Raw genomic sequence first — 24,773 nt, 5'->3', positions numbered from 1 at the left:
ACGGATCTACTTGATCCACTCCGACCAGTCCATGTTCCAGCCGTTGAGGCCGTTGTCCGGCTGGATCACCTTGTCGTGGGAGTTCTTCACGATGACGACGTCGCCGATCAGGGAGTTGTCGAAGAGCCACGCGGCGGGCGTCTTGCTGTCCCAGGCGCCGCGCACGTCCCGCAGGCCGACGCAGCCGTGGCTGGTGTTCGTCGAGCCGAAGATGCCGGACGCACCCCAGTAGTTGCCGTGGATGAAGGTGCCCGAGGTCGACAGGCGCATCGCGTGCGGCACGTCCTTGATGTCGTACTCGCCGCCGAATCCGACGGTGTCGCCGTTCATCCGGGTCACCTTGAGCTTCTCGCTGATGACCATCTGACCGTTGTACGTGGTCGTGGCAGGAGCACCCGCGGAGATCGGGATGTCCTTGATCTGCTTGCCGTCGCGGACCACCTTCATCCGGTGGGAACTCGCGTCGACCGTGGAGACCTGGCTCCGGCCGATGGTGAACTTCACGGTCTTGGCCTGCTTGCCGTAGACCCCCGGCCGCCCCTCGACGCCGTCGAGGTCGAGCCGCACGGTCACCTTCGTGCCCGCCGCCCAGTACTTCTCGGGGCGGAAGTCGAGGCGGTCGTTGCCGAACCAGTGCGGCTCGACCTGCACGGCGGGCTCCGCCGTCACGCTGATCGCCTTCTCCACGGCCGCCGGGTCGGTGATCCCCCGGGTGAAGTGGATCGACACCGGCATACCCACACCGACGGTCGAGCCGTCCTCGGGGGTGTACTGACCGATGAAGGTGTTCTGCGGGACCAGCGTCGTGAAGCTGGTGTCCTTCGCCGACTGGCGGCCCTCGTCGTCCTTGGCGACCGCGTGCACGGTGTACTTGGTGGCGGCGGCCAGGTGACGGTCCGGCACCCAGCTGAGGCCGTCCGCGGCGATCTTGCCCTCGACCGCCCTGCCCTTGGGGTCCGCGACCTTCACCGTGCTCAGCTTGCCCTTGGCCGCCGAGACCTTCAGCGCCCCGCTGGTCGCCACGTCGTCGGCGCCGTCCTTGGGCGCGATCGTCACCACCGCCTGCGAGGCACTGGTGTCGTCGACCTTCCCGCCCGGCCCCTTGCTGTCCTTGTCGGCGGCGTTACCGCTGCCGCCGCACGCGGTCACCAGCAACAGCAGCGCGCCCAGCACCAGCGCGAGGAGGCCCCGGGTTCCGCGCCCGCCCCGTTCCCCGCCCGCGTCGGCCCATGCCCCCGATATCGGCTGCCCGTTCAATGTGGTCGTCTCCCCTCGCACGGCCTGGCCCCGCCATGGCCCGCACCCCCACGCGCTGTACATGCACGCTCGGCGCAAGATAATCACACCGCACGTAAGGAGGAGTTCCCCGGAATGTCACTGTTCGGTCCCAAGTCGCGCCGCACCGACGGAGGGTGGTCCCGGAGGGCTCGCCTCCGGGACCTTCCCTGGTCGGGCGGGGGTCAGCGCAGGGCGGAGCCCGCCTTCCACTGCGGCCAGCCGATGTTCCAGCCGCCCAGCCCGTTGTCCGGGGCGACGGTCTTGTCGGTGGAGTTGACCACCTCGACCACATCGCCCACGAGCGTGCGCTCGAAGAACCAGCCGGCCGGGGTGTCCGAGCCGCCGCCCTTCACGTCGCGCAGCCCGATGCAGCCGTGGCTGGTGTTCTCGGAGCCGAAGATGTCCGGGGACTCCCAGTAGTTGCCGTGCAGGAAGGTCCCCGACTTCGTCAGCCGGATGGCGTGGGGCACGTCCTTGATGTCGTACTCACCACCGAAGCCGACGGTGCTGCCGTCCATGCGGGTCACGTCGTGCAGCTCGGAGACCACCATCTTCCCGTTGTACGTGGTCGTCTTCGCGGCGCCCGCGGTGATCGGCACCGTGCTGACGACCTCGCCGTCGCGGCGTACCTCCATGGTGTGCGCCCGGGCGTCCACCACGGACGTCTGGGAGCGGCCCACCCGGAAGGCCACCTTCTTCCGCTGGCTGCCGTACACCCCCGGCGCGCCCTCCACATCGCGCAGGCCGACGTCCACGGTCACCTCGGTGCCCGGCTCCCAGTAGCGGGCCGGGCGGAAGTCGAGCCGGTCCTTGCCGAACCAGTGGCCGACCACCTCGACCTGGGGTTCCGTGGTGATCCTGATGGCCTTCTCCACCGCGGCCCGGTTCTTGACGGGCCGGTTGAAGTCGAAGGAGACGATCATGCCGGTGCCCACGGTGGACCGGTTCTCCGGCTTGAAGTAGCCGATGAACCGGTCCTTCGGGACCAGCGTGGTGAACGTGGTGCTGCGGGCCGAGCGATGGCCGTCCTCGTCGACGGCGACGGCCTCCACGCTGTACTTCCCGGCCAGCCCGAGCCGGTACCCGGCCTCCTTGGGTGCCCACGAACGGCCGTCCTCCGCGATCCGGCCCGGCACCTCCTGGTGTTCCGCGTCCTCCATCCGGGTCACCTTCACCCGCTCGAGCCGCCCGTCGGGGACGGTCACTCCGAGCCGGCTGTCGGCGCCGACGTTCTCGGCCCGGTCCTCGGGGACGATCCGGATGGCGTCGCCGGGTGACCGGTTGTCCCCGAAGAGCGACGTCGCGTCGGTGCAGCCCGTCAGTACGGCCGGCACGGTGAACAGTCCTGCCCATGTCAGCACGGCGACCGAACCCGCCCGTGCTCTCTTCGCTACGTGGTTCACGCTCCCCCAACGACGTGGCCGCCCCGGGGAAACGTGAGTGCGGGCCCGTCGATGGGCAGAACAGAGGGGAGGACACCGCTCGGAAGGCCGCGGCCGGGACGCCGCGCACTCCTACGGCGGGTGGCCGCTCCTACGAGCCGCAGGAGGCTAGAGGTGTCGAGCACAGCCGAGCAGGAGGAAACGCCGCGTACGACGGGGAGAGTGGTGACGGCCCGGTCGACCGTGAAGGACGAAAAAGGCGAACCACCCGTATGGCCGGGTGCCCCGATGCCGTTGGGAGCACGCTTCCGGGTCGGTCCGGACGGTGTGGCGGGCACCAACTTCGCCCTCTGGGCGGGCGGCGCCGAAGCCGTCGAGCTCTGCCTCTTCGACGAGCGGGGCACCGAGACCCGTCTCCCGCTGACCGAACTGACCCATGAGATCTGGCACGGCTTCGTTCCCGGTGTCGGCGCGGGACAGCGCTACGGCTACCGGGTGCACGGCCGCTGGGACCCCTGGACCGGCGCCCGCTGGAACGCGGCGAAGCTGCTCCTCGACCCGTACGCCCGCGCGGTGGACGGCTCGTTCACCCTTCCGCCCGAGGTGTACGGCCATGTGAGGGACTGGCCCGAGCAGCACGTCGCCGACACCGTGCGCGACGACCGGGACTCCGCGCCGTACGTCCCCAAGGCCGTCGTCGTGCATGACGACGACGACTGGGCGGAGGACCGCAGGCCCAAGACCCCGTGGGCGGACACGGTCATCTACGAACTTCACGTACGCGGCTTCACCAAGCTCCACCCCGACATCCCGCCCGAGCTGCGCGGCACCTACGCCGGACTCGCCCACCCCGCCGCGATCGGCCATCTCCGCCGCCTCGGTGTGACCGCCGTCGAACTGCTCCCGGTCCACCAGTTCGCCCACGAGGACCATCTGCTGCGGCGCGGACTGCACAACTACTGGGGTTACAACTCGATCGGCTACTTCGCCCCGCACGCGGACTACGCGGCGAGCGGCACGACGGGACAGCAGGTCGGCGAGTTCAAGCAGATGGTGCGCGCCCTGCACGACGCCGGGATCGAGGTGATCCTCGACGTGGTCTACAACCACACGGCGGAGGCCGGCGAGCTCGGCCCGATGCTGTCCCTGCGCGGCATCGACAACCGCGGCTACTACCGCCTCCAGCAGGACGCCCGCCGCTACGCGGACTACACCGGCTGCGGGAACACCCTGCACGTGGTGCAGCCGCAGGTCCTCCGGCTGATCACGGACTCGCTCCGCTACTGGGTGACGGAGATGGGCGTCGACGGCTTCCGCTTCGACCTGGCGGCGGCGCTCGCCCGCTCGATGCACGACGTGGACATGCTCTCCCCGTTCCTCGCGGTGATCGCCCAGGACCCGGTGCTGCGCCGCGTCAAGCTGATCGCCGAACCGTGGGACGTCGGAAACGGCGGCTACCAGGTGGGCGCGTTCCCCCCGCTGTGGACGGAGTGGAACGACCGCTACCGCGACGCCGTACGCGACTTCTGGCGGGGCGCCCTGCCCGACGTACGCGACATCGGCTACCGGCTCACCGGGTCGAGCGACCTGTACGCCTGGGGCGGCAGGCGACCGTACGCCTCGGTCAACTTCGTCACCGCGCACGACGGTTTCACCCTGCGCGACCTGGTCAGCTACCAGGACAAGCACAACGAGGCCAACGGCGAGGGCAACCGGGACGGCACGGACGACAACCGCGCCTGGAACGGCGGCGCCGAGGGCGAGACCGACGATCCCGAGGTCAACGCCCTGCGTCTGAGGCAGCTGCGCAACCTTCTCACCACGCTCCTCCTGTCGACCGGGGTGCCGATGCTGGTGGCGGGCGACGAGATGGGACGTACACAGGGCGGGAACAACAACGCCTACTGCCAGGACAACGAGGTCAGCTGGCTGGACTGGTCGCTTCTGGAGGAGCCCCGCTGGCGGGAGCTGACCGAGCTGACCGCCCGGGTCCTGGCCCTGCGCCACCGCCACCCGGTGCTGCGCCGCCGCGCCTTCTTCGCCGGGACGCCCCAGGCCCCGGACGGCCTGCGGGACCTGGCCTGGTTCACCGCGCAGGGCGCGGAGATGACGGAGGGCGACTGGTACGCACCGGCCGCGACGCTCGGGCTCTACCTCTCCGGGCGCGACATCCCGGGCCGGGACGCCCGGGGCGGACAGATCACCGACGACAGCTTCCTGGCGGTCCTGCACGCGGACCACCGGCCCTGCGCGTTCCGGCTCCCCGGCCCGCCCTGGGCCCAGGCCTACGAACTGGTGCTGGACACCTCGCGCGAGGAGCAGCTCACGGCCCCCTGCACGCTCCACCGGGGCGGCACGGAGCTCACGGTGGAGGGCAGGTCGGTGCTGCTGCTGCGGGTGGCGGAGTGAGGGGGCGCCGGCCTCAGCCGAGGATCCCGCGCTCGTAGGCGACGGCGACGGCCGCCGCGCGGTCCTTCGCGCCCAGCTTGGCGAAGACGTGGGTGAGGTGGGTCTTCACGGTCGCCTCGCTGATGAACAGCTCGGCGGCGATCTCCCGGTTCGAGGTGCCCTTGGCGACGAGCCGGAGCACCTCGCGCTCACGCGTGGACAGCGGCTCCTGGCCGGGTCCGGCCGGGGTGCGCACCCGTGAGACGAGCCGGGAGGCGACGGCCGGCGAGAGCACGGTGCGGCCGTCGGCGGCGGCGCGTACGGCGGTGAACAGCTCGTCGCGGGGCGCGTCCTTGAGCAGATAGCCGGTCGCGCCCGCCTCGATGGCGGGCAGGGTGTCGGAGTCGGTGTCGTACGTGGTGAGGACGAGCACCTTGGAGCGGGCGCCGAGCCGGGCGAGCTCGGCGATGGCGGCCACACCCCCGCCGCCCGGCATCCGCAGGTCCATCAGCACCACGTCGGGGTCGAGGCGGGTGGCGAGCTCGACGGCGGCCACTCCGTCGGCGGCCTCGCCGAGCACCTCGAAGCCGGGGGCCGAGGCGAACATGCCGCGCAGGCCGTCCCGTACGACGGGGTGGTCGTCGACGACGAGGAGGGTGATGACGCGCGCGGTTCCAGGGGCATCGGTCATATCGGCACCAGGCTACGTCTCTTCAGGCGCGCCGGACCAGCGGTACCCGGGCGGACACGGCGGTGCCCAGGCCGGGCTCGGACTCCACCTCGACGGTGCCCGCGATCCGCCCGGCACGGGCCCGCATCCCGCCGAGGCCGAAGCCGCCCGTGCCGTTGTGCGGGTGCGGGGCGGCCGGGTCGAAGCCGCAGCCGTCGTCGCGTACGTCCAGGGTGATCTCGTCGCCCATGTAGGAGAGGGTGACGCCCGCCCGGGTCGCCCCGGCGTGCCGGGCGGCGTTGGCGAGGGCCTCCTCCGCGATGCGCAGCAGCGTGGCGCCGAGCTCGTCGTGGAGCGGCTCGACGGTGCCCGTGACGGTGAACTCCGCCCGCACGCCGCTGCGTTCCGCCCAGCCGGCGACCGTCTTCTTCAGCGCACCGGGCAGGTCGTCGTGCTCCAGCGCTGCGGGCACCAGATTGCGCACCGAGCGGCGGGCCTCCCCGAGACTGTGCCGGGCAAGGCCGGCCGCGCGGTCGAGGTGCTCACGGGCGAGGGCGGGGTCGGCGGTCGAGGTGACGGCCTGGAGCTGGGCGATGATCCCGGTCAGTCCCTGCGCGAGGGTGTCGTGGATCTCGGCGGCGAGCCGTCGCCGCTCGTCGGCGACCCCTGCCTCCCGTGCCTGGAGCAGGAGCTGGGCGTGCAGGGCGGCGTTCTCGGAGAGCGCCTGTTCCAGGCGGGTGTTGGCGAGTTCCAGCGCGGAGATGGTCTCGGTCTGGCGCCTGGTCCGCTCGGCCTCCCGGGCTCCGATGTTGCCGAAGAGGAGGGCGAGCGAGGAGTGCAGGACGAACAGCGCTCCGAAGGCCACCCAGTTGGCGAGGGAGGCCGGCGGCATCCCGCTCCCGGACTGGGATCCCGCCATCGTGACGGCGGTGCACAGCATTCCCGCCCGCACGAAGCGTTTCGGCAGCAGCTCGGCGACGTCGAAGTAGCCGATGATGGCGTAGATGGAGAAGAACGGGTTGCACCAGCAGAGCGCGAACCCGATCGCGGTCCGCAGGACGTAGTAGACGACGGCGGCCGGCGTGTGCGGGTTGGGAGCGGGCCGGACGCGGCCCCACCACAGCTGGAGCCCGCAGGCCGCCCCGGTCAGGATCCCCGCCGTGTACTTGTCCGCCGCGGACATCCCGATCAGCCCCGAGGACAGGGCGGCCATCAGGACGGCGAGGCCGAGGAGCGTGTACGGGCCGTACCGGTAGAAGCGCTGCTCGACCGTGGTGCTGTCCCCTGCCGTCCCCATGGGGCCAGTCTTCACGCCGGTCACTCCCAGCGGAAGAGCCTGGTCGCCGCCCTGCCCAGCACCACGGTCCACACCACCATGACCGCGAGGTGCACCCAGCCCGGCCAGTCCCCGGTTGCCGCCTGGTCCATCGCCTGGGAGGCGGCGCCGAACGGGGTGAACTCGACGATCCGGCGGAGCAGGTCCGGCATGGCCTGGACGGGCACCCAGACCCCGGCGGTGAACATCATCAGGAGGTACGCCACCGAACCGACGGCGGTCGCGACCTTGGACGTCCGGGACAGTGCGCAGATGGTCGCGCCCAGGGCGAGGACGCACGCGACGGCGAGGAGAAGGGCCAGCAGGTAGCCGAACGGCTGCCCCGGCAGCCGTACGCCGAACGCGATCCGGCCGACAGCCATGACCAGCACCGCCGAGCCGAGCGAGGCAGCACCGTGCAGCACGATCTGCGCCGTGAGCAGGGCCGAGGGGCGCACCGGTGTGGCCGACATCCGGCGCAGGATGCCGCGTTCGCGGTATCCGGTGAGGACCGGTGGCATGGCCTGCAGCCCGGCCATGATCATGGCCAGGAGCACGGCCACCGGTACGTACAGGTCGATGACACTGCGGCCGCCGAGGGCGTCGTCGGCCTCCCGGAAGGCCGGGATCAGACCGAGGATCGTCATCAGGACCGTCGGGAAGACGAGGATCCAGAACAGACTGCCGGGCTCGCGCAGGAAGAGCCGGGTCTCCGTCCTGAGGACGGCGGCGAGCGGGGCCGGGCGGGACGGGGTCGTGGTGAGGGTCGTGGTCATGGTCATGAGGCCTGTTCCGTGAGGCCGAGGAATACGTCGTCCAGGCCCGCCTCGGCGACACGCAGCTGACGGGCGGTGATGCGGTGGCGGGCCAGGAGCGTGATCACGGCGTTGGCGGTGTCGTCCGTGCCGTGGATGACCACCCGCCCGCCGGGGTCGCTCACGTCGACGGAGACGGCGCCCGGCAGCGCCCCGAGTTCGGCGTACGCGATCGGCTCCGAGGGGGTGAAGGAGATGGCGGTCGACCCCTCCGCTCCCCCGGTCAGTCCGGCGGGGGTGTCGAGCGCGACGACGCGGCCCTTGTCGATCACGGCGACCCGGTCGCAGAGCCGCTGGGCCTCCTCCATGAAATGAGTGACGAGCAGGACCGTCACCCCGCTGTCCCGGATCTCCTCGATGAGCCGCCAGGTGTCACGGCGGGCCCGGGGGTCGAGGCCGGTGGTCAGTTCGTCCAGCACGACCACGCGCGGGTTCCCGATCAGGGCGAGGGCGATGAACAGGCGCTGCTTCTGGCCGCCGGACAGTTGCGCGAAGCGGCGGTCGAGGTGGCCGTCGAGACCGAGCCGTTCGGCGAGCGCCTGCCGGTCGGCGGGGCGCGGGTAGAAGGCGCTGTAGAGCTCCAGCGCCTCACGCACGGTCAGCTTGGGCTGGAGCTCGCTCTCCTGGAGCTGGGCACCCAGCATCCGGGTGACCTCGTGGCGGTCGACGGCGGGGTCCAGGCCCGCGACCCGGACCGTGCCCGAGTCGGGGACCCGCAGTCCCTCCACGCATTCGACGGTGGTGGTCTTGCCGGCTCCGTTGGGGCCGAGGATCCCGAAGATCTCCCCCTCGTCGACGGTGAAGCTCACCCCGTCGACCGCGGGGCGGCCGCCGTAGGCCTTGTGCACCCCGTGTACCTCGATGATTGCCATGCCCGTAAGAATTCCGGCGGGCGGCCGGCGACGGTATCCGCCGTCACGCCCGTCCCCGCATCAGCCGATCGGTTGACCGGTCCCTCCGACCAGCGGCGTGTGACCGGAAAACCACGTGAGCGATGTCAGTGGTGAACCATAGGCTCGGTCCTGATGCCCGAGAAACCTGCAGAGCCCACGGACCGGTCCGCCGTGCGCTCCCTCCTGCGCCTGTGGCCCTATGTCAGACCGGTGCGTGTGCGCTGGATCAGCGCGGCGCTCGTGGCGGTTCTCGCCTCCTGTCTCGCGCTGGTGATCCCCCTGGTCCTGAAGTGGATGGTGGACGGTCCCGTCGCGGACCGCGATCCGGGCGGGGTATGGCTGGGGGCACTCTGGCTGCTGCTTCTGGGGATCGTCGAAGCCGGGCTGTTCGGGCTCCGCCGGTGGCTCGTGGCCCGGCCGCTGGCCGGTGTCGAGGCGTCGATGCGCGCCGATCTCTACCGCCATCTCCAGCGGCTGCCGGTGGCGTTCCACGACCGCTGGCCCTCGGGGCAACTGCTCTCCCGCGGGACGACGGACCTGATGCTGCTGCGGATGTTCCTGGCCTTCCCGCTGACCTTCCTGCTGGTCAACGCCACGACGATTCTGGTCGGTTTCGTCATCCTGTTCGCCCAGGAGTGGTCGCTGGGGCTGGTCCTGCTCGCGCCCGCCGTCCCCCTGATGGTCCTGTGCTCGGTCTTCGAGACGAAGTACGCCCTGGTGGCGCGCAAGGCCCAGGACCAGGTCGGCGATCTGACGACGGTCGTCGAGGAGAGCGTGCTGGGCATCCGTATCGTCAAGGGCTTCGGCCGCAACCGCAGCCAGGCGCTGGCCTTCCGCGCGCTCGCGCAGCGGCTGCGCACCACGGAGCTGGGCAAGGCCCGGCTGCTCGCGGGCATCTGGGCGCTCATCACGGCCATCCCGGAGCTGGCGATCGGCGCGGCGCTGGTGCTCGGCACGATCGAGGTCGCGGACGGCACTCTGTCCGCGGGCACGCTCGTCGCGTTCCTCTCGACGGCCCTGGCGCTGCGCTGGCCGGTCGAGTCGATCGGCTTCCTGCTGGCGATGAGCCAGGAGTCGGCGACGGCCGCCGACCGCTACTTCGAGGTCATGGACGTCGCGGAGGAGCCGGAGTCCGGGACCCCGGGGGAGGCGGCCGGGACCGCCCGGCAGGGCATGGTCTTCGAGGGGGTGGAGTTCCGCTACCCCGACGCCGAGCCCGGCTCGCCGCCGGTCCTGGCCCGCGTCGACCTCCGGATCCGGCCCGGCGAGACCATGGCGCTGGTGGGCGCCACGGGTTCCGGGAAGACGACGCTGACGGCGCTCGTCCCCCGACTGCACGAGGTCACCGGCGGCCGGATCCTGCTGGACGGCGAGGACATCGCCACCGTCGAGCGGCCCCGGCTGCGCGAGCTGGTCTCGGTGGCCTTCGAGGAACCCACCCTCTTCTCGGCGACCGTCGGGGAGAACGTGCTCATGGGCGCGGAGGGCGCGGGCGAACAGGAGCTGCGCCGGGCCCTGTCGGTCGCGCAGGCCGACTTCGTGCACGAGCTGCCGCAGGGCATCGACACCCAGGTCGGCGAGCAGGGGCTGAGCCTCTCCGGCGGCCAGCGGCAGCGCCTCGCGCTGGCCCGCGCCGTGGTCGGCCGGCCGCGCTTCCTGGTGCTCGACGACCCGCTCTCCGCCCTGGACGTGCATACGGAGGCGCTGGTGGAAGCCGCGCTGCGGCGGGTCCTGGAGGAGACGACGGCCGTGGTCGTCGCCCACCGGCCGTCCACGGTGATGCTCGCGGACCGGGTGGCCCTGCTGTCCGGGGGCCGGATCAGCGCCGTGGGCACCCATCAGGAACTCCTGCGCACCAACGCCGAGTACGCCTGGCTGATGTCCGGTGACCGGGACACCGGAGTTCTCGTCTCCGAGGAGGGCAGCACCCGATGACCAGTACGACTGCCGACGGTCCCGCCCTCGCCGACGATGACCTCCCCGGGAGGGAGCCCGGTCCGGCCGGGAGCGACGGGGACGCGTTCGACGCCGACGCCCTGCCCGCTCCCCCGGGTTCCACCCGGGCGCTGCTGACCTCCCTGCTCGCACCGTTGCGGGCCAGGGTGGTCGTGGCCTCCCTCCTGCTGCTCGTCCAGCAGGCCGCCGTGCAGGCGGGGCCGCTGCTCGTCGCGTACGCCATCGACAGCGGTGTGCCCGCGTTCCGGGACCACGACTACGGCCCGCTGGCCGCCGTGGGCATCGGGTACGCGGTGTGCTCGGTCGGTGCGGGGCTGCTCCAGTACGCCTTCATCCGGGCGGCCGCCCGGATCAACCAGGACGTGCTGCTCGATCTGCGCGGGCGGATCTTCCGGCACGCGCAGGCGCTGAGTGTGGACTTCCACGAGCGCTACACCTCGGGCCGGCTGATCTCCCGCTCGACCACGGATGTGGAGTCCCTGCGGGAGCTGCTGAGCGAGGGCCTGCAGGAACTCATCGGGGTGGTCCTGTCGTTCGTCTCGATCTCCCTGATGCTGCTCTGGCTCGACCTCGGCATCGGGGCCATCGCCGTGGCGTCCTTCGCTCCGCTGTATCTGCTGGTGCGGGCCTACCGGCGCCGGGCGGCCAAGGCGTACTCGGCGCGTTCGTCGGCGATCGCCGCGGTCATCGTGAAGTTCGCCGAGACGATGAACGGGATCCGCCCGGTGCAGGCGTTCCGCAGGGAGCGCGCCAACGACGAGGACTTCGCGGTGTTCAACCGCCGTCACGAGCGGAGGAACGGCGACGCGCTGCTGGAGATGGCCCGCTATGTCGTGGGCTCCCGGCTCGTCGCCAACACGGCGGTGGCGGCGATGGTGCTCTGGGGCGCCTACCGGGTGGCGTCGGACACGCTGGCGCTCGGCGTCCTGGCCGCGGCGGTGCTCTATCTGCGGCGGCTGTACGACCCGATCGACCGGCTGGCGATGTTCCTCAACTCCTACCAGTCGGCCGCCGCTTCGCTGGAGAAGATCGCCGGCCTGTTGGCGCAGACGCCCTCGGTGCCCGAGCCCGTGGCCCCGAAGGTGCTGCCGGCCCTCGCCGGTGAGCACCCGGGCCGGGAGGTCGTGTTCGACGGGGTGCGGTTCGCCTACCGCACGGGTGGCGAGGTTCTGCCGCGCTTCGATCTGACCCTGCGCGCGGGCCGGACCGTGGCCGTGGTCGGCTCGACGGGCGCGGGCAAGTCGACGCTGGCCAAGCTGCTGGCACGCTTCTACGACCCCACGGAGGGCCGGGTCCTCCTGGACGGCGCCGACCTGCGGGACCTGGCGACGGCCGAGCTGCGGCGGGGTGTGGTGATGGTGACCCAGGAGGCGTTCCTGTTCTCCGGGACGATCGCGGAGAACATCGCGATCGGCCGTCCGGAGGCGACACCGGAGGAGATCGAGCACGCGGCCAAGGCCATCGGGGCGCACGACTTCATCAGCTCCCTTCCCGACGGGTACGACACGGACGTCCGTAAGCGGGGTGGCCGGATCTCCGCGGGCCAGCGCCAGCTGGTGGCCTTCGCGCGGGCGCTGCTCGCGGACCCGGCGGTGCTGATCCTCGACGAGGCCACGAGTTCTCTGGACATCCCCGGCGAGCGGGCGGTGCAGCGGGCGATGGACACGGTGCTGCACGGCCGCACGGCGGTGGTGATCGCGCACCGTCTGTCGACCGTGGAGATCGCGGACCGGGTCCTGGTGATGGAGCACGGGCGAATCGTGGAGGACGGCTCACCGGCCGAACTCATCGGCGGTACGGGCAGGTTCGCGGGCCTGCACCGCGCGTGGCGGGAGAGCCTGGCCTGAGCGTCTCCGGCGGGGTACCGGCCGGACCCCGGTCAGGCCGCACCCCGCCGGCCCGGGGGATCGCCTTGTGCGCCACCCGGCTGACCACGTCCCGGCCTGTTGGTTTCGCTCCTGGGCGCACCCGGTCGGCCCGTCGCCCGTGCCCCGCACAGACCCTACGGCAGGGCGCTGAAGCTCTGGACCTGCATCGGCGACCCCGACAACGGGGATTTCTGCATCCTGACCGCCCCTCCGAGGTAAGGCGTCGCGGCGCCCGAGCCCGTTGTGTCTCCTGAGGGCTGCCAGCGTACGAGGGGCACCCGGCCCGGAACCGGCCATACCTCGCACCGTCTCAGCACGTGGCCCCCCTCCGCTCCCGCCCGTGCACCCCGGCTGCGGGGGATACCGACGGAAACCCCTCTCTGCCCTGCGGTGTACGGAGGATGACAATCCCAGCAACCTCCTGCGCCACACCGACGACACACGGCGAAACGTCCGCTTAACGAACATGACCATTCCGGCAACGGACGACTTCCGGCCAATGTGTTGACGCGGTCCTGACATACCCCTGTTCCGGCTGACACTCTTCCCCCGTTCCACGCACCGCCTGCTCTGCCCGGCCGGCTCACCCAGTCGACCGGCTCCCCCTCGCAGAAGGAGTCCGCGTGAGACCCACGCCCAGCCGTCGTGCCACCGCGACCGGCGCTCTGATCGCAGCAGCAGCCCTCCTCGCCGTCGGAATGCAGGGCGGTGCCGCAACGGCCGCCCCCGAAGCCGCGAGCGCCGCCCCCGCGGCCGCGGTGAAGGGCGCCGACCCCGGCGCGCTCCCCGCGAAGCTCTCCCCCGCCCAGCGCGCCGAACTGCTCCGCGAGGCCGACGCCACCAAGGCGGCCACCGCCGACGAACTCGGGCTCGGCGCCACGGAGAAGCTCGTCGTCCGCGATGTCGTCAAGGATGTCGACGGCACCACGCACACCCGCTACGAGCGCACGCTCGACGGTCTCCCCGTCCTCGGTGGCGACCTGGTCGTGGCCGAGTCCAAGTCCGGCACGACCGAGGGCGTCACCAAGGCTTCCAGGGCGACCGGCGCGCAGCTGAAGGCGGCCGGCACCACCGCGGACGTCGCACCGGCCACCGCCGAGAAGCAGGCGCTCAGCGCGGCCCGGGCCGACGGTTCCAAGAGCACCGAGGCGAGCAAGGCTCCGCGCAAGGTCGTCTGGGCGGCGAGCGGGACGCCGCAGCTCGCGTACGAGACCGTGGTCGGCGGCCTCCAGCACGACGGCACCCCGAACGAGCTGCACGTCATCACCGACGCCTCCTCGGGTGCGAAGCTCTTCGAGTGGCAGGCCATCGAGACCGGCACGGGCAACACGCAGTACAGCGGCCAGGTGACGCTCGGCACCTCGGGCTCCGGCAGCTCGTACAACCTCACCGACTCCGCGCGCGGCAACCACAAGACGTACAACCTGAACCGCGGTACGTCCGGCACCGGGACCCTGTTCTCCGGACCCGACGACATCTGGGGCAACGGCAGCGCGTCGAACACGGAGACCGCCGCCGCCGACGCGCACTACGGCGCCGCGGAGACCTGGGACTTCTACAAGAACGTCATGGGCCGCACCGGCATCAGGGGCGACGGCGTCGGGGCGTACTCCCGGGTCCACTACGGCAACAGCTACGTCAACGCCTTCTGGTCCGACAGCTGCTTCTGCATGACGTACGGCGACGGCAGCGGCAACGCCGCGCCGCTCACCTCGCTCGACGTGGCGGCGCACGAGATGACGCACGGCGTCACCTCCAACACCGCCGGTCTCAACTACAGCGGTGAGTCGGGCGGTCTCAACGAGGCCACCTCGGACATCTTCGCGGCCGGCGTGGAGTTCTACTCCAACACCGCCACCGACCCGGGCGACTACCTCGTCGGCGAGAAGATCGACATCAACGGCGACGGCACGCCGCTGCGTTACATGGACAAGCCCAGCAAGGACGGCGCGTCCAAGGACTCCTGGTACTCGGGCCTCGGCTCGGTCGACGTCCACTACTCCTCGGGGCCGGCGAACCACTTCTTCTACCTGCTCTCCGAGGGCAGCGGCGCCAAGACCGTCAACGGGGTCTCCTACAACTCCCCGACGTCCGACGGGCTTCCCGTGACCGGCATCGGCCGGGACAAGGCGCTGCAGATCTGGTTCAAGGCGCTCACCACGAAGTTCACCTCCACCACGAACTACGCCGCGGCCCGCACCGGCACCCTCGCCGTGGCCGGTGAGCTGTACGGCACCACGAGCGCCGAGTACACGGCGGTCGCGAACGCCTGGGCCGGCATTGCCGTCGGCTCCCGTCCCGGCGGCGGCGACCCCGACCCGGGCGGCACGGTCTTCCAGAACACGACCGTCAAGGCCATCGCCGACCGGAGCACCACCAGCTTCCCGGTCGTCGTCAGCGGCATCACCGGCAAGGCGCCCGCCGACCTGTCGGTGGCGGTGAACATCAGCCACTCCTACCGCGGTGACCTCGTCCTCGACCTGGTCGCCCCGGACGGGACGGCCTACCGCCTGAAGAACTCCTCGTCGAGCGACTCCGCGGACAACGTGGTGGCGACCTACACGGTCAACGCCTCGTCCGAGACGGCCAACGGCACGTGGAACCTCAAGGTCCAGGACGCCTACTCGGGCGACACCGGCACCTTCAACAGCGTCAAGCTCACCTTCTGAGCACCGTACGGAGGCGCTGATCAGGGCGTCGCCACGGAACGCGGCAGCAGGGGAACAGCCCCGGGGAGCACCCTCCCCGGGGCTGTTCCGCGTGTCAGTGCGGGGAGTTCGCGTCCCTGCCGGGGAGGTTCTGCTCGGCCCAGACGATCTTGCCGGTCGCCGTTCGGCACGAACCCCAGCTGCGGCACAGCAGGTTGATGAGCTGGAGCCCTCTGCCACCCTCGTCGCTCAGGTCGGCGTGCTGGATCTGCGGCAGGTCGGGCCCGGTGTCGGCCAGCTCCACCTGGAGCCGCTCGTCGCAGAGCAGCCTGAGCCGGCCGGGCCCGCCGCCGTAGCGCAGGGCGTTGCCGACCAGTTCGCTGACCACCAGCTCCGTCACATCGGCGAGTTCGGCCAGGTCCCACCGCGCGAGCTGCTCGGTGACCAGCTTGCGGGCGGTGGATGCGGGGTTGCCCTCCGTGGGCAGGTCCCACTCCCGCAACCGCACGTCGGGGGTGAGCTCGTGGCCCCCCGCGACCAGCAGCACCGCCTCGTCGAAGCGGCCGGCGTCCTGCCGCGGCGAGGTGAGCGGGCCACCGGCATCGAGCTTCTCGGGCGCCATCGCCGCCACGGAGGCGCGCAGCCCCTCCAGTTGTACGTCCACGTCGTCGGTGCGCGTCTTGATCAGCCCGTCGGTGTAGAACACGAGCCGGCCACCGGCCGGTCCACGCAGTCTCAGCGGGTCGTACGGGATGACCCCGGCGCCCAGCGGCGCTCCGACCGGCATGTCGGGATAGCGGGCGGTCCCGTCCGCTTCCACGATCAGCGGCGGCGGATGGCCGGCGCTCGCGATCGTGTAGCTGGAGTCCGCCGGGTCGTAGACCGCGCACAGACACGTGGCGACCTGGTCGTCCTCCAGGTCGCGGGTGGCCAGGTCCAGCCGGGCGAGCAGCCGGTCGGGGGCGATGTCCAGCATCATGAGCGTACGGGCGACGGTCCGCAGCCGGCCCATCGTGGCGGCGGCGGGCAGACCGTGCCCGGTGACGTCGCCGACGACCAGCGCCGTACGCCCGCTCGGGAGCGCCACCACGTCGTACCAGTCACCGCCCACCCCGTGCGCGTCGACGGCCGGTGCGTAGTGGGCGTGCACCCGCAGTCCGGGGGTGTGCGGTGTGACGCGCGGGAGCAGGGAGCGCTGGAGCGAGACGACGTGCTCGCGCTCGCGTCCGTAGAGCCGCGCGTTGTCCATGAACACGGCCGCCATGGCGGCCAGCTGACCCGCCAGGTCCAGGTCCACGCGGCTGAAGGGCGGGCTGTCGCCGGCGCGCACGAAGTCGGCGGAGCCCAGCAGGACACCACGGGCGGTCAGCGGCACGGCCATGTAGCTGTGGACGCCCTGACGGCGCATCGCCTCCGCCGCGCTCGGCGTGGGCGCGACGCGCTCGTAGTCCTCCGGGGTCATCCGGCTGACCAGCACGGGCCTGCCGTTGCGCAGGCACTCGGTGGTCAGCAGCGTCTCGCGGCGCTCCCGGCGGTCGACCACCTCGCCCACCGGGGCGGGTTCGAGTCCGTCCAGCGCGTCGATGGCCCGCACCGCCATGGCACGGGTGACGGGCACCGCGGCGCCGGTGACGCGCTCGCCCTCCTCGCCGCGCAGCACGGACTCCAGCAGATCGACGGCGGCAGCGTCGGCCAGTCGCGGGACGCTGAATCCGGCCAGCTCCTGGGCCGTTCGCTCCAGGTCGAGCGTCGTGCCGATCCGGGTGCTCGCCTCGTTGAGCCAGCGCATCCGCGCCGCGGTGGTGAAGCGGTCCCCCCGCGGGGGTCCTGCGGGTTCCGGCCGGCGGATGTGCAACTGCCGGGATATGCCGCTCTGCGCGGCCAGCCGACGGGTCAGGCGTCTCGCTCGGCCTCCGCCGCCGTTCAACGTGCTGACCTCCACTCGCGCCCGGTGGGACGCCTCGCTGTCGTGTCGGTGGCCTCAGGGCCACACCGGCAGGGCTGTCATGTTAGCGAGATCACGCCGAATACACCCCTGCCGGTACCGGGTGGACCGCAGGACACGCGGGTGGGCCCGGCGCGCGAGCACGCCGGGCCCACCGTGAGCAGCGGGAGTCAGCGCAGGAGCACCCCGCCGCCGTCGCCCGTGGACGCGTTCGGCACCGCGACCAGACCCAGCTCCGCACCGGAGGCGAGCAGCCGGTGCGAGGGCAGGACCCGCACGGTGTAGCCGTAGGGGCCCGTGCGGTCGAGGGCGAGCGGGCCCTCGTACAGCCAGCGGTCCTCCAGGTCGTGACCGCCCGCCGGCTTCAGCGGATACGTCTGGGCCTCCGCGATCGCGTCCCCGGAATCGACCCGGCCTGCGACCACCTGCACCTCGACGTCCTCCGGGTCGAGGCCGCCCAGAGCGATCCGGACCCGGAGCGCCAGGGTGGACCCCAGCTCGGCGGAGCCGCCGACGACCGTGTCGGCGGAGGCCTCCACATGGTCGACCGCCACCTGCGGCCAGGCCGCGCGGACCTTGGCCTTCCAGGCGGCGAGCTCACGGGCGGCCGTCGGCTCCAGCACCCGGCGCGACCGCGCCGCGGGGGCGTAGAGCCTTTCGACGTACTCCCGCACCATGCGGCCCGCGAGGACCTTGGGTCCCAGGGTGACCAGGGTGCGGCGGACCATCTCGATCCACCGCTGGGGCAGGTCGTCGGCGTCGCGGTCGTAGAAGCGGGGGGCGACCCGGTCCTCGATCAGCGAGTAGAGGGCGTTGGCCTCCAGCTCGTCGCGCCGCTCCTCGTCGGTGGCGGAGCCGTCGGCGGTGGGGATCGCCCAGCCGAAGTCGGGCTCGAACCACTCGTCCCACCAGCCGTCGCGCACGGAGAGGTTGAGGCAGCCGTTGAGCGCCGCCTTCATGCCGCTGGTGCCGCAGGCCTCCAGGGGGCGCAGCGGGTTGTTGAGCCAGACGTCGCAGCCCGGGTAGAGCTTCTGCGCCATCCCCATGCCGTAGTCGGGCAGGAAGACGATGCGATGGCGCACCCTCGGGTCGTCCGAGAACCGCACCAGCTCCTGGACGAGCCGCTTGCCGCCGTCGTCGGCCGGGTGGGCCTTGCCGGCGACGACGATCTGGATCGGGTGCGTCGGATGGAGCAGCAGCTCACGGAGCCGGTCGCGGTCGTGCAGCATCAGTGTCAGCCGCTTGTACGAGGGCACCCGGCGGGCGAAGCCGATGGTCAGCACGTCCGGGTCGAGCACACCGTCGATCCAGCCCAGTTCTGCGGTGCCGGCGCCGCGACGGCGCCAGGAGGCGTAGAGACGCTTGCGCACCTCGGTGACGAGCTGCTCGCGCAGCCCCCTGCGGAGGTCCCAGATCTCGCGGTCGGGGACCGCGGTCACGGCGTCCCAGCGTCTGGGGGTGCCCTTCGTGCCCGCCGTCCCGCCGCCGGCGCCGGTCCCCATGCCGACCTCGGCTCCGGCGAGGGCGTTCTCCGCGCGCTCGGAGCCGAATGTGCCGGCGCCGAGCCGGAGAACCTCGGGCGCCACCCAGGTCGGGGCGTGCACCCCGTTGGTCACCGAGGTGATCGGCACCTCGGAGGGGTCGAATCCCGGCCACAGCCCGGAGAACATCTCCCGGCTGACGGCTCCGTGCAGCGTGGAGACCCCGTTGGCGCGCTGGGCGAGCCGAAGCCCCATCACCGCCATGTTGAAGAGGTCGGGCTCACCTCCGGGGTAGGTCTCCATCCCGAGGCGCAGGATCCGCTCCACGCCGACCCCGGGCAGCTCGCCGTCGTCACCGAAGTGACGGGCCACGAGCTGCCGTTCGAAGCGGTCTATCCCGGCGGGTACCGGGGTGTGCGTGGTGAAGACCGTGCCGGCCCGTACGACCTCCAGGGCGGCGTCGAAGTCCAGACCGGTCTCGGAGAGTTCCCGGATCCGCTCCAGGCCGAGGAATCCGGCGTGCCCCTCGTTGGTGTGGAACACCTCGGGGGCCGCGTGCCCGGTCAGCCGGCAGTAGGTGCGCACGGCGCGCACCCCGCCGATGCCGAGCAGCATCTCCTGCAGCAGCCGGTGGTCGCTGCCGCCGCCGTAGAGCCGGTCGGTGACGTCACGCTCGCCCGGTGCGTTCTCCTCGACGTCGGAGTCGAGGAGCAGCAGGGGGACACGCCCGACCTGGGCCTGCCAGACCGAGGCGTACAGGGACCGGCCGCCGGGCAGGGCGAGCACCACCCTGCTGGGGGCGCCGTCGGCCTCCCGCAGGAGGGTGAGCGGCAGCTCGTTGGGGTCCAGGACGGGGTAGTGCTCCTGCTGCCAGCCGTCCCGGGACAGGCTCTGCCGGAAGTAGCCGTGCCGGTAGAGCAGGCCCACCCCGATGAGCGGTACGCCGAGGTCGCTGGCGGCCTTGAGATGGTCGCCGGCCAGGATGCCGAGCCCGCCGGAGTACTGGGGCAGAGCGGCGGTGACGCCGAATTCGGGTGAGAAGTAGGCGATGGCCGCGGGGAGCTCCGCGCCCTGGGAGAGCTGGTTCTGATACCACCTCGGGCCGCCGAGGTACTCCCGGAGGTCCTCGGACACCTCGGTGAGCCGGTGCATGAAGTGCTGGTCGCCGGCCAGCTCGGCGAGGCGTGCGGCGGAGACGGCGCCGAGCAGACGCACGGGGTCGGCGTCCGCGGGCCGCCAGCCCTCCGGGTCGGCCGCCTGGAAGAGCTGTTGGGTCTCGGTGTGCCAGGACCAGCGCAGATTGCGGGCGAGGTCGCTGAGCGGTCGCAGGGGTTCGGGGAGGACGGGACGCACGGTGAATCGACGAATGGCCTTCACGTATCCCACCTTTACAGGGGACGTACGGATCCGAGGGGACGCACGACGGTGGGCGCCCTCTCCGTCACCCTCGACGGTAGCGGTGTGCCGCCGTACGCAACCACGGCGCGCGACCGGCTCAGTGGGTACGGCGCGGGGCGGTCCACCCGCTCCCGTCCCCCGCGCTGCACCGCGCGCGCCCTCTCTCAGCCGACTCCTGGACACCCCCTGTCACGGGGGTCCCGCCAGCGTCTCGGGCCCCTCTCGCCCCATGGGCCAGATGCGCCAGTTACGTACCCGTCTGTCACGGGCGATATGGCTGATTTCCTCACCTCACGCGGACTTGTGGCACCCCGCACCTCAGGGAAGGCTTCGGGGGTGCCCGCTCGTCGGCCGGGGGACCGGCGCGCGGTCCACAGCGCGTGCTCCGGTTGCACCCAGGAGTTAACACACCGCCGGGTTGGCCACTCGAAAACGGTGGGAAGGCTCCTTCGGTGACACCCCCCGCGCTGCACATCCCAGGTGCCCCGGTCGGAGCACGGATCCCCCGCGCGCCTGCCATTCGAGTGCCATTCGAGTGAACGCGGACAGGAGCGGCCATGCCCACAGCCCGCCAGCCGACAACCGAGCAGCTACAAAGGACGCAACCCCACCATCGCGGCGCGCGCGGTCAGCCCTTCACGCCCACGTCGCGCGCCGTGCATGCCGAGCTCCGACCCCCAGGTGATTCCATGATCGGTCGCATTCCCGTCCTGGACGTCCGTCCGCTCGTCGACTGCGGCAGGCGGCCCGCCAAAGCCGTCGCGGGCGAGACCTTCGAGGTCAGCGCCACCGTGTTCCGCGAGGGCCACGACGCCGTGGCCGCCAATGTCGTCCTGTGCGACCCGAGCGGACGGCCCGGCCCCTGGACGCCGATGCGCGAGCTCGCGCCGGGCACGGACCGGTGGGGCGCCGACGTCACCCCGGAGTCGGAGGGGCACTGGACGTACACCGTCGAGGCGTGGAGCGACCCGGTCACCACCTGGCGCGCCCATGCGCAGATCAAGATCCCGGCGGGCATCGACACCGCACTGGTCCTCGAGGAGGGGGCCGAGCTGTACGCCCGCGCCGCCGAGGGCGTGCCCAAGAAGGACGGCCGCGAGGCGGTGCTGGCCGCCGTCGACGCGCTGCGCGACACGAAGCGCCCGGCGGCCTCCCGGCTCGCCGCCGCGCTGACCTCCGAGGTGGACGAGGCGCTCGGCCGCCACCCCCTGCGCGAACTGGTCACCGCGTCCCGGCCGCTGCCGCTGACCGTCGAGCGCCGCCGCGCCCTGTACGGCTCCTGGTACGAGATGTTCCCGCGCTCCGAGGGCGCCCGCCCGGAGCCGGTGGAGCCCCCGAAGCCCGCCCGGAAGCCACGGGCCACGAAGACCGCGAAGACGGCCGCCAGCCGCAAGAAGGCCCCGGCGGCTGTCAGCGAGCAGCTCCCGCCGCCGGCTCCCCGGATGATCAGCGGCACGTTCCGGACGGCCGCCGAGCGACTTCCGGCCGTCGCCGCGATGGGGTTCGACGTCGTCTATCTCCCGCCGATCCACCCCATCGGCACCACCCACCGCAAGGGCGCCAACAACAGCCTCTCCCCCGGGGCCGACGACCCGGGCGTGCCCTGGGCGATCGGTTCGGCCGACGGCGGGCACGACGCCGTCCATCCGGATCTCGGCACGATCGAGGACTTCGACCACTTCGTCGCGACGGCCCGCACGCTGCGGATGGAGATCGCGCTGGACTTCGCCCTCCAGTGCTCCCCGGACCACCCCTGGGTGACGGAGCATCCGGAGTGGTTCCACCACCGCGCCGACGGGACCATCGCCTACGCCGAGAACCCGCCCAAGAAGTACCAGGACATCTATCCGATCGCGTTCGACAAGGACCTGCCCGGGATCGTCGCGGAGACCGTGCGCATCCTGCGGTACTGGATGGAGCACGGCGTACGGATCTTCCGCGTCGACAACCCGCACACCAAGCCGGTGGTCTTCTGGGAGAAGGTGATCGCCGACATCAACCGCACCGACCCGGACGTGATCTTTCTGGCCGAGGCCTTCACCCGCCCCGCGATGATGCGCACGCTGGCCTCGGTCGGCTTCCAGCAGTCCTACACCTACTTCACCTGGCGTAACACGAAGCAGGAACTCACCGAGTACGTCACGGAGCTTTCGGGCGAGAGTTCCTCGTACATGCGGCCCAACTTCTTCGTGAACACGCCCGACATTCTTCCCGGTTACCTGCAGGACGGCGGCCGTCCCGCCTTCGGTGCCCGGGCCGTGCTGGCCGCGACGCTGTCCCCCTCCTGGGGCGTGTACGCGGGCTTCGAGCTGTACGAGAACACCCCGGTGCGTCCCGGGAGCGAGGAGTACCAGGACTCCGAGAAGTACCAACTCAGGCCCAGGGACTGGGAGTCGGCGGAACGTGAGGGCCGCTCGCTCGCACCCCTGATCACCTCCCTCAACAGGATCCGGCGTCGCCATCCGGCGCTCCAGCAACTGCGCGACGTCCACTTCCACTCGGTCGACAACGAGGCGCTGATCGCGTACAGCAAGCGCTCGGGTTCGGACATCGTTCTGGTGGTCGTCAACCTCGACCCTCACCACACCCAGGAGGCCACGGTCTCGTTGGACATGCCGCGTCTCGGCCTCGACTGGCACGAGAGCGTGCCGGTGCGCGACGAGCTCACCGGCGACACCTATCACTGGGGCAGGGCCTTCTATGTGCGTCTGGAGCCGGGTGTCACACCCGCGCACATCGCGGTCCTGCGACCGTCCCCGCCGACCGGAGGGTCACCCACACCATGATCGTCAATGAGCCTGTCCACGACCTGTTCGAGGACACTCCCGCCAAGGACCGCGATCCCGACTGGTTCAAGCGCGCCGTCTTCTACGAGGTACTCGTGCGGTCCTTCCAGGACTCGAACGGGGACGGCGTCGGTGACCTCAAAGGCCTCACCGCCAAGCTGGACTATCTGCAGTGGCTGGGCGTCGACTGCCTGTGGCTGCCGCCGTTCTTCAAGTCACCTCTGCGCGACGGTGGTTACGACGTATCCGACTACACGGCCGTGCTGCCCGAATTCGGCGACCTCGCCGACTTCGTGGAGTTCGTCGACGCCGCGCACCAGCGCGGCATGCGCGTGATCATCGACTTCGTCATGAACCACACGAGCGACCAGCACGACTGGTTCCAGCAGTCCCGCACCGACCCGGACGGGCCGTACGGCGACTACTACGTCTGGGCCGACGACGACAAGCAGTTCCCGGACGCGCGGATCATCTTCGTCGACACGGAGACGTCCAACTGGACCTTCGACCCGGTCCGCAAGCAGTACTACTGGCACCGGTTCTTCTCGCACCAGCCCGATCTCAACTACGAGAACCCGGCGGTGCAGGAGGAGATCATCTCGGCCCTGCGCTTCTGGCTGGACCTAGGCATCGACGGTTTCCGGGTCGACGCCGTGCCCTACCTCTACCAGCGCGAAGGGACGAACTGCGAGAACCTCCCCGAGACCCACGGCTTCCTCAAGCGGGTCCGCAAGGAGATCGACGCCAACTACCCGGACACCGTGCTGCTGGCCGAGGCCAACCAGTGGCCGGAGGACGTCGTCGACTACTTCGGCGACTACACGGCCGGCGGCGACGAGTGCCACATGGCGTTCCACTTCCCGGTGATGCCCCGCATCTTCATGGCCGTACGCCGTGAGAGCCGCTACCCGGTCTCGGAAATCCTGGCGAAGACCCCGGCGATCCCGTCGGGCTGCCAGTGGGGCATCTTCCTGCGCAACCACGACGAGCTCACGCTCGAGATGGTCACGGACGAAGAGCGCGACTACATGTACGCGGAGTACGCCAAGGATCCGCGGATGCGGGCCAACATCGGCATCCGCCGGCGTCTCGCGCCGCTCCTGGACAACGACCGCAACCAGATCGAGCTGTTCACGGCGCTGCTGCTGTCCCTGCCCGGCTCCCCGATCCTCTACTACGGGGACGAGATCGGGATGGGCGACAACATCTGGCTGGGCGACCGTGACGCCGTGCGCACCCCGATGCAGTGGACGCCCGACCGCAACGCCGGTTTCTCCTCCAGCGACCCGGGGCGGCTCTACCTCCCCACGATCATGGACCCGGTCTACGGCTACCAGGTCACCAACGTCGAGGCGTCGATGGCCTCGCCGTCGTCGCTGCTGCACTGGACGCGGCGGATGATCGAGATCCGTAAGCAGAATCCCGCCTTCGGTCTCGGTTCGTACAGCGAACTGCCGTCGTCGAACCCCGCGGTGATCGCGTTCACCCGCGAGTACAAGGACGATCTCGTGCTGTGCGTCCACAACTTCTCGCGGTTCGCGCAGCCGACCGAGCTCGATCTGCGGGCCTTCGACGGGCGTCATCCGGTGGAGCTGATCGGCGGGGTGCGCTTCCCCGCCGTGGGTCAGTGGCCCTACCTGCTGACTCTCGCGGGGCACGGCTTCTACTGGTTCCGGCTGCGGAAGGACGCTCCGGTCGGCTGACCGGAGACGGTGGACGGCTGACGGCACCTCACCTCCGGGGTGCCACCCGCGGGGCGGTTTCCGCCGCCCCGCACGGGGCACTCTCCCCCATATCGAGCACTTCCTGGCTCTTCCGGGCACTTGTCGCCCATTGATCGAGCATTGATCGAGTCCATCCGGACTTTTCCTCACCCGACACGTCCCGCACAGCCGGACAGCCATTGCCGCAATCCGGGACACTCTTCGCATCCTGTGGTGTGCCCGGGGA

The 24,773-nt window shown here is 71.2% G+C and carries 14 protein-coding genes; 6 read left to right on the top strand and 8 right to left on the bottom strand.

The window, feature by feature from the left end; translation table 11 throughout:
• Positions 1-6: 6 nt before the first annotated feature.
• Together ACIQM3_RS05840 and ACIQM3_RS05835 are read right to left on the bottom strand one after the other, a co-directional pair.
• A complete protein-coding gene (locus ACIQM3_RS05840; RefSeq protein WP_401619242.1) occupies positions 7-1,257 on the bottom strand; it encodes an Ig-like domain-containing protein in 1,251 nt (416 codons plus the stop codon).
• A gap of 203 nt (positions 1,258-1,460) precedes the next feature.
• Positions 1,461-2,681, bottom strand: a complete 1,221-nt coding sequence (locus ACIQM3_RS05835; RefSeq protein ID WP_401619239.1) for an Ig-like domain-containing protein — start codon at positions 2,679-2,681, stop codon at positions 1,461-1,463.
• 267 nt (positions 2,682-2,948) lie between these two features.
• On the opposite strand from ACIQM3_RS05835, the gene glgX reads away from it, so the two are divergent.
• A complete protein-coding gene (gene glgX / locus ACIQM3_RS05830) occupies positions 2,949-5,069 on the top strand; it encodes a glycogen debranching protein GlgX (RefSeq protein WP_401619236.1) in 2,121 nt (706 codons plus the stop codon).
• A gap of 13 nt (positions 5,070-5,082) precedes the next feature.
• Here the strand turns inward: glgX and ACIQM3_RS05825 are convergent, their stop codons facing one another.
• From ACIQM3_RS05825 to ACIQM3_RS05810, 4 genes are read right to left on the bottom strand one after another with little or no spacing between them, the layout of a single operon-like run.
• Positions 5,083-5,739, bottom strand: a complete 657-nt coding sequence (locus ACIQM3_RS05825) for a response regulator (RefSeq protein WP_401619233.1) — start codon at positions 5,737-5,739, stop codon at positions 5,083-5,085.
• A 22-nt stretch (positions 5,740-5,761) separates the two neighbouring features.
• Entirely contained in the window at positions 5,762-7,015 is a 1,254-nt protein-coding gene (locus ACIQM3_RS05820; RefSeq protein ID WP_401619230.1) for a sensor histidine kinase, read from the bottom strand.
• A gap of 20 nt (positions 7,016-7,035) precedes the next feature.
• Positions 7,036-7,809, bottom strand: coding sequence for an ABC transporter permease (locus ACIQM3_RS05815; RefSeq protein WP_401620018.1), 774 nt, complete (start codon positions 7,807-7,809; stop codon positions 7,036-7,038).
• 2 nt (positions 7,810-7,811) lie between these two features.
• Positions 7,812-8,720, bottom strand: coding sequence for an ABC transporter ATP-binding protein (locus tag ACIQM3_RS05810; RefSeq protein ID WP_401619227.1), 909 nt, complete (start codon positions 8,718-8,720; stop codon positions 7,812-7,814).
• Positions 8,721-8,873: 153 nt separating this feature from the next.
• Here ACIQM3_RS05810 and ACIQM3_RS05805 point away from each other — a divergent pair, with 153 nt between their 5' ends.
• The 3 genes from ACIQM3_RS05805 to ACIQM3_RS05795 all read left to right on the top strand — a co-directional run bounded on the left by ACIQM3_RS05805 (position 8,874) and on the right by ACIQM3_RS05795 (position 15,234).
• Positions 8,874-10,676, top strand: a complete 1,803-nt coding sequence (locus tag ACIQM3_RS05805) for an ABC transporter ATP-binding protein (protein ID WP_401619224.1) — start codon at positions 8,874-8,876, stop codon at positions 10,674-10,676.
• The gene (locus ACIQM3_RS05800; protein WP_401619221.1) at positions 10,673-12,544 is read left to right on the top strand and encodes an ABC transporter ATP-binding protein; all 1,872 of its coding nucleotides are present in this window, start codon (positions 10,673-10,675) and stop codon (positions 12,542-12,544) included. Before ACIQM3_RS05805 ends, ACIQM3_RS05800 begins: the two co-directional genes overlap by 4 nt.
• Positions 12,545-13,188: 644 nt before the next feature.
• On the top strand, positions 13,189-15,234 hold the full coding sequence (locus tag ACIQM3_RS05795) for a M4 family metallopeptidase (protein WP_401619218.1): 2,046 nt from the start codon (positions 13,189-13,191) through the stop codon (positions 15,232-15,234).
• 94 nt (positions 15,235-15,328) lie between these two features.
• On the opposite strand, the gene ACIQM3_RS05790 is transcribed toward ACIQM3_RS05795, so the two are convergent.
• A complete protein-coding gene (locus ACIQM3_RS05790; RefSeq protein WP_401619216.1) occupies positions 15,329-17,002 on the bottom strand; it encodes a SpoIIE family protein phosphatase in 1,674 nt (557 codons plus the stop codon).
• A 326-nt stretch (positions 17,003-17,328) separates the two neighbouring features.
• Positions 17,329-20,016 (bottom strand): alpha-glucan family phosphorylase, encoded by a 2,688-nt coding sequence (gene glgP / locus ACIQM3_RS05785; protein WP_401619213.1) that lies wholly within the window; start codon positions 20,014-20,016, stop codon positions 17,329-17,331.
• Positions 20,017-20,726: 710 nt separating this feature from the next.
• On the opposite strand from glgP, the gene ACIQM3_RS05780 reads away from it, so the two are divergent.
• Both ACIQM3_RS05780 and treS read left to right on the top strand, forming a co-directional pair.
• Complete coding sequence (locus tag ACIQM3_RS05780; RefSeq protein WP_401619210.1) at positions 20,727-22,823, top strand: alpha-1,4-glucan--maltose-1-phosphate maltosyltransferase; 2,097 nt, start codon at positions 20,727-20,729, stop codon at positions 22,821-22,823.
• On the top strand, positions 22,820-24,526 hold the full coding sequence (gene treS / locus ACIQM3_RS05775) for a maltose alpha-D-glucosyltransferase (RefSeq protein WP_104789243.1): 1,707 nt from the start codon (positions 22,820-22,822) through the stop codon (positions 24,524-24,526). The genes ACIQM3_RS05780 and treS overlap by 4 nt, the downstream gene beginning before the upstream one ends.
• Positions 24,527-24,773: the final 247 nt, after the last annotated feature.

The organism is Streptomyces sp. NPDC091271, assembly GCF_044757505.1.
Taxonomy (GTDB): Bacteria; Actinomycetota; Actinomycetes; order Streptomycetales; family Streptomycetaceae; genus Streptomyces.
The sequence above is the reverse complement of the archived record's forward strand: the minus strand, read 5'-3'. Positions and strand labels throughout refer to the sequence as shown.

Coding starts and splice junctions, on each gene's coding strand:
- ACIQM3_RS05805 (WP_401619224.1), top strand. CDS start 8,874: ATGCCCGAGAAACCTGCAGAGCCCACGGACCGGTCCGCCGTGCGCTCC.
- ACIQM3_RS05820 (WP_401619230.1), bottom strand. CDS start 7,015: ATGGGGACGGCAGGGGACAGCACCACGGTCGAGCAGCGCTTCTACCGG.
- ACIQM3_RS05810 (WP_401619227.1), bottom strand. CDS start 8,720: ATGGCAATCATCGAGGTACACGGGGTGCACAAGGCCTACGGCGGCCGC.
- ACIQM3_RS05790 (WP_401619216.1), bottom strand. CDS start 17,002: ATGCGCTGGCTCAACGAGGCGAGCACCCGGATCGGCACGACGCTCGAC.
- ACIQM3_RS05825 (WP_401619233.1), bottom strand. CDS start 5,739: ATGACCGATGCCCCTGGAACCGCGCGCGTCATCACCCTCCTCGTCGTC.
- ACIQM3_RS05815 (WP_401620018.1), bottom strand. CDS start 7,809: ATGACCACGACCCTCACCACGACCCCGTCCCGCCCGGCCCCGCTCGCC.
- ACIQM3_RS05800 (WP_401619221.1), top strand. CDS start 10,673: ATGACCAGTACGACTGCCGACGGTCCCGCCCTCGCCGACGATGACCTC.
- treS (WP_104789243.1), top strand. CDS start 22,820: ATGATCGTCAATGAGCCTGTCCACGACCTGTTCGAGGACACTCCCGCC.
- glgX (WP_401619236.1), top strand. CDS start 2,949: ATGCCGTTGGGAGCACGCTTCCGGGTCGGTCCGGACGGTGTGGCGGGC.
- ACIQM3_RS05780 (WP_401619210.1), top strand. CDS start 20,727: ATGATCGGTCGCATTCCCGTCCTGGACGTCCGTCCGCTCGTCGACTGC.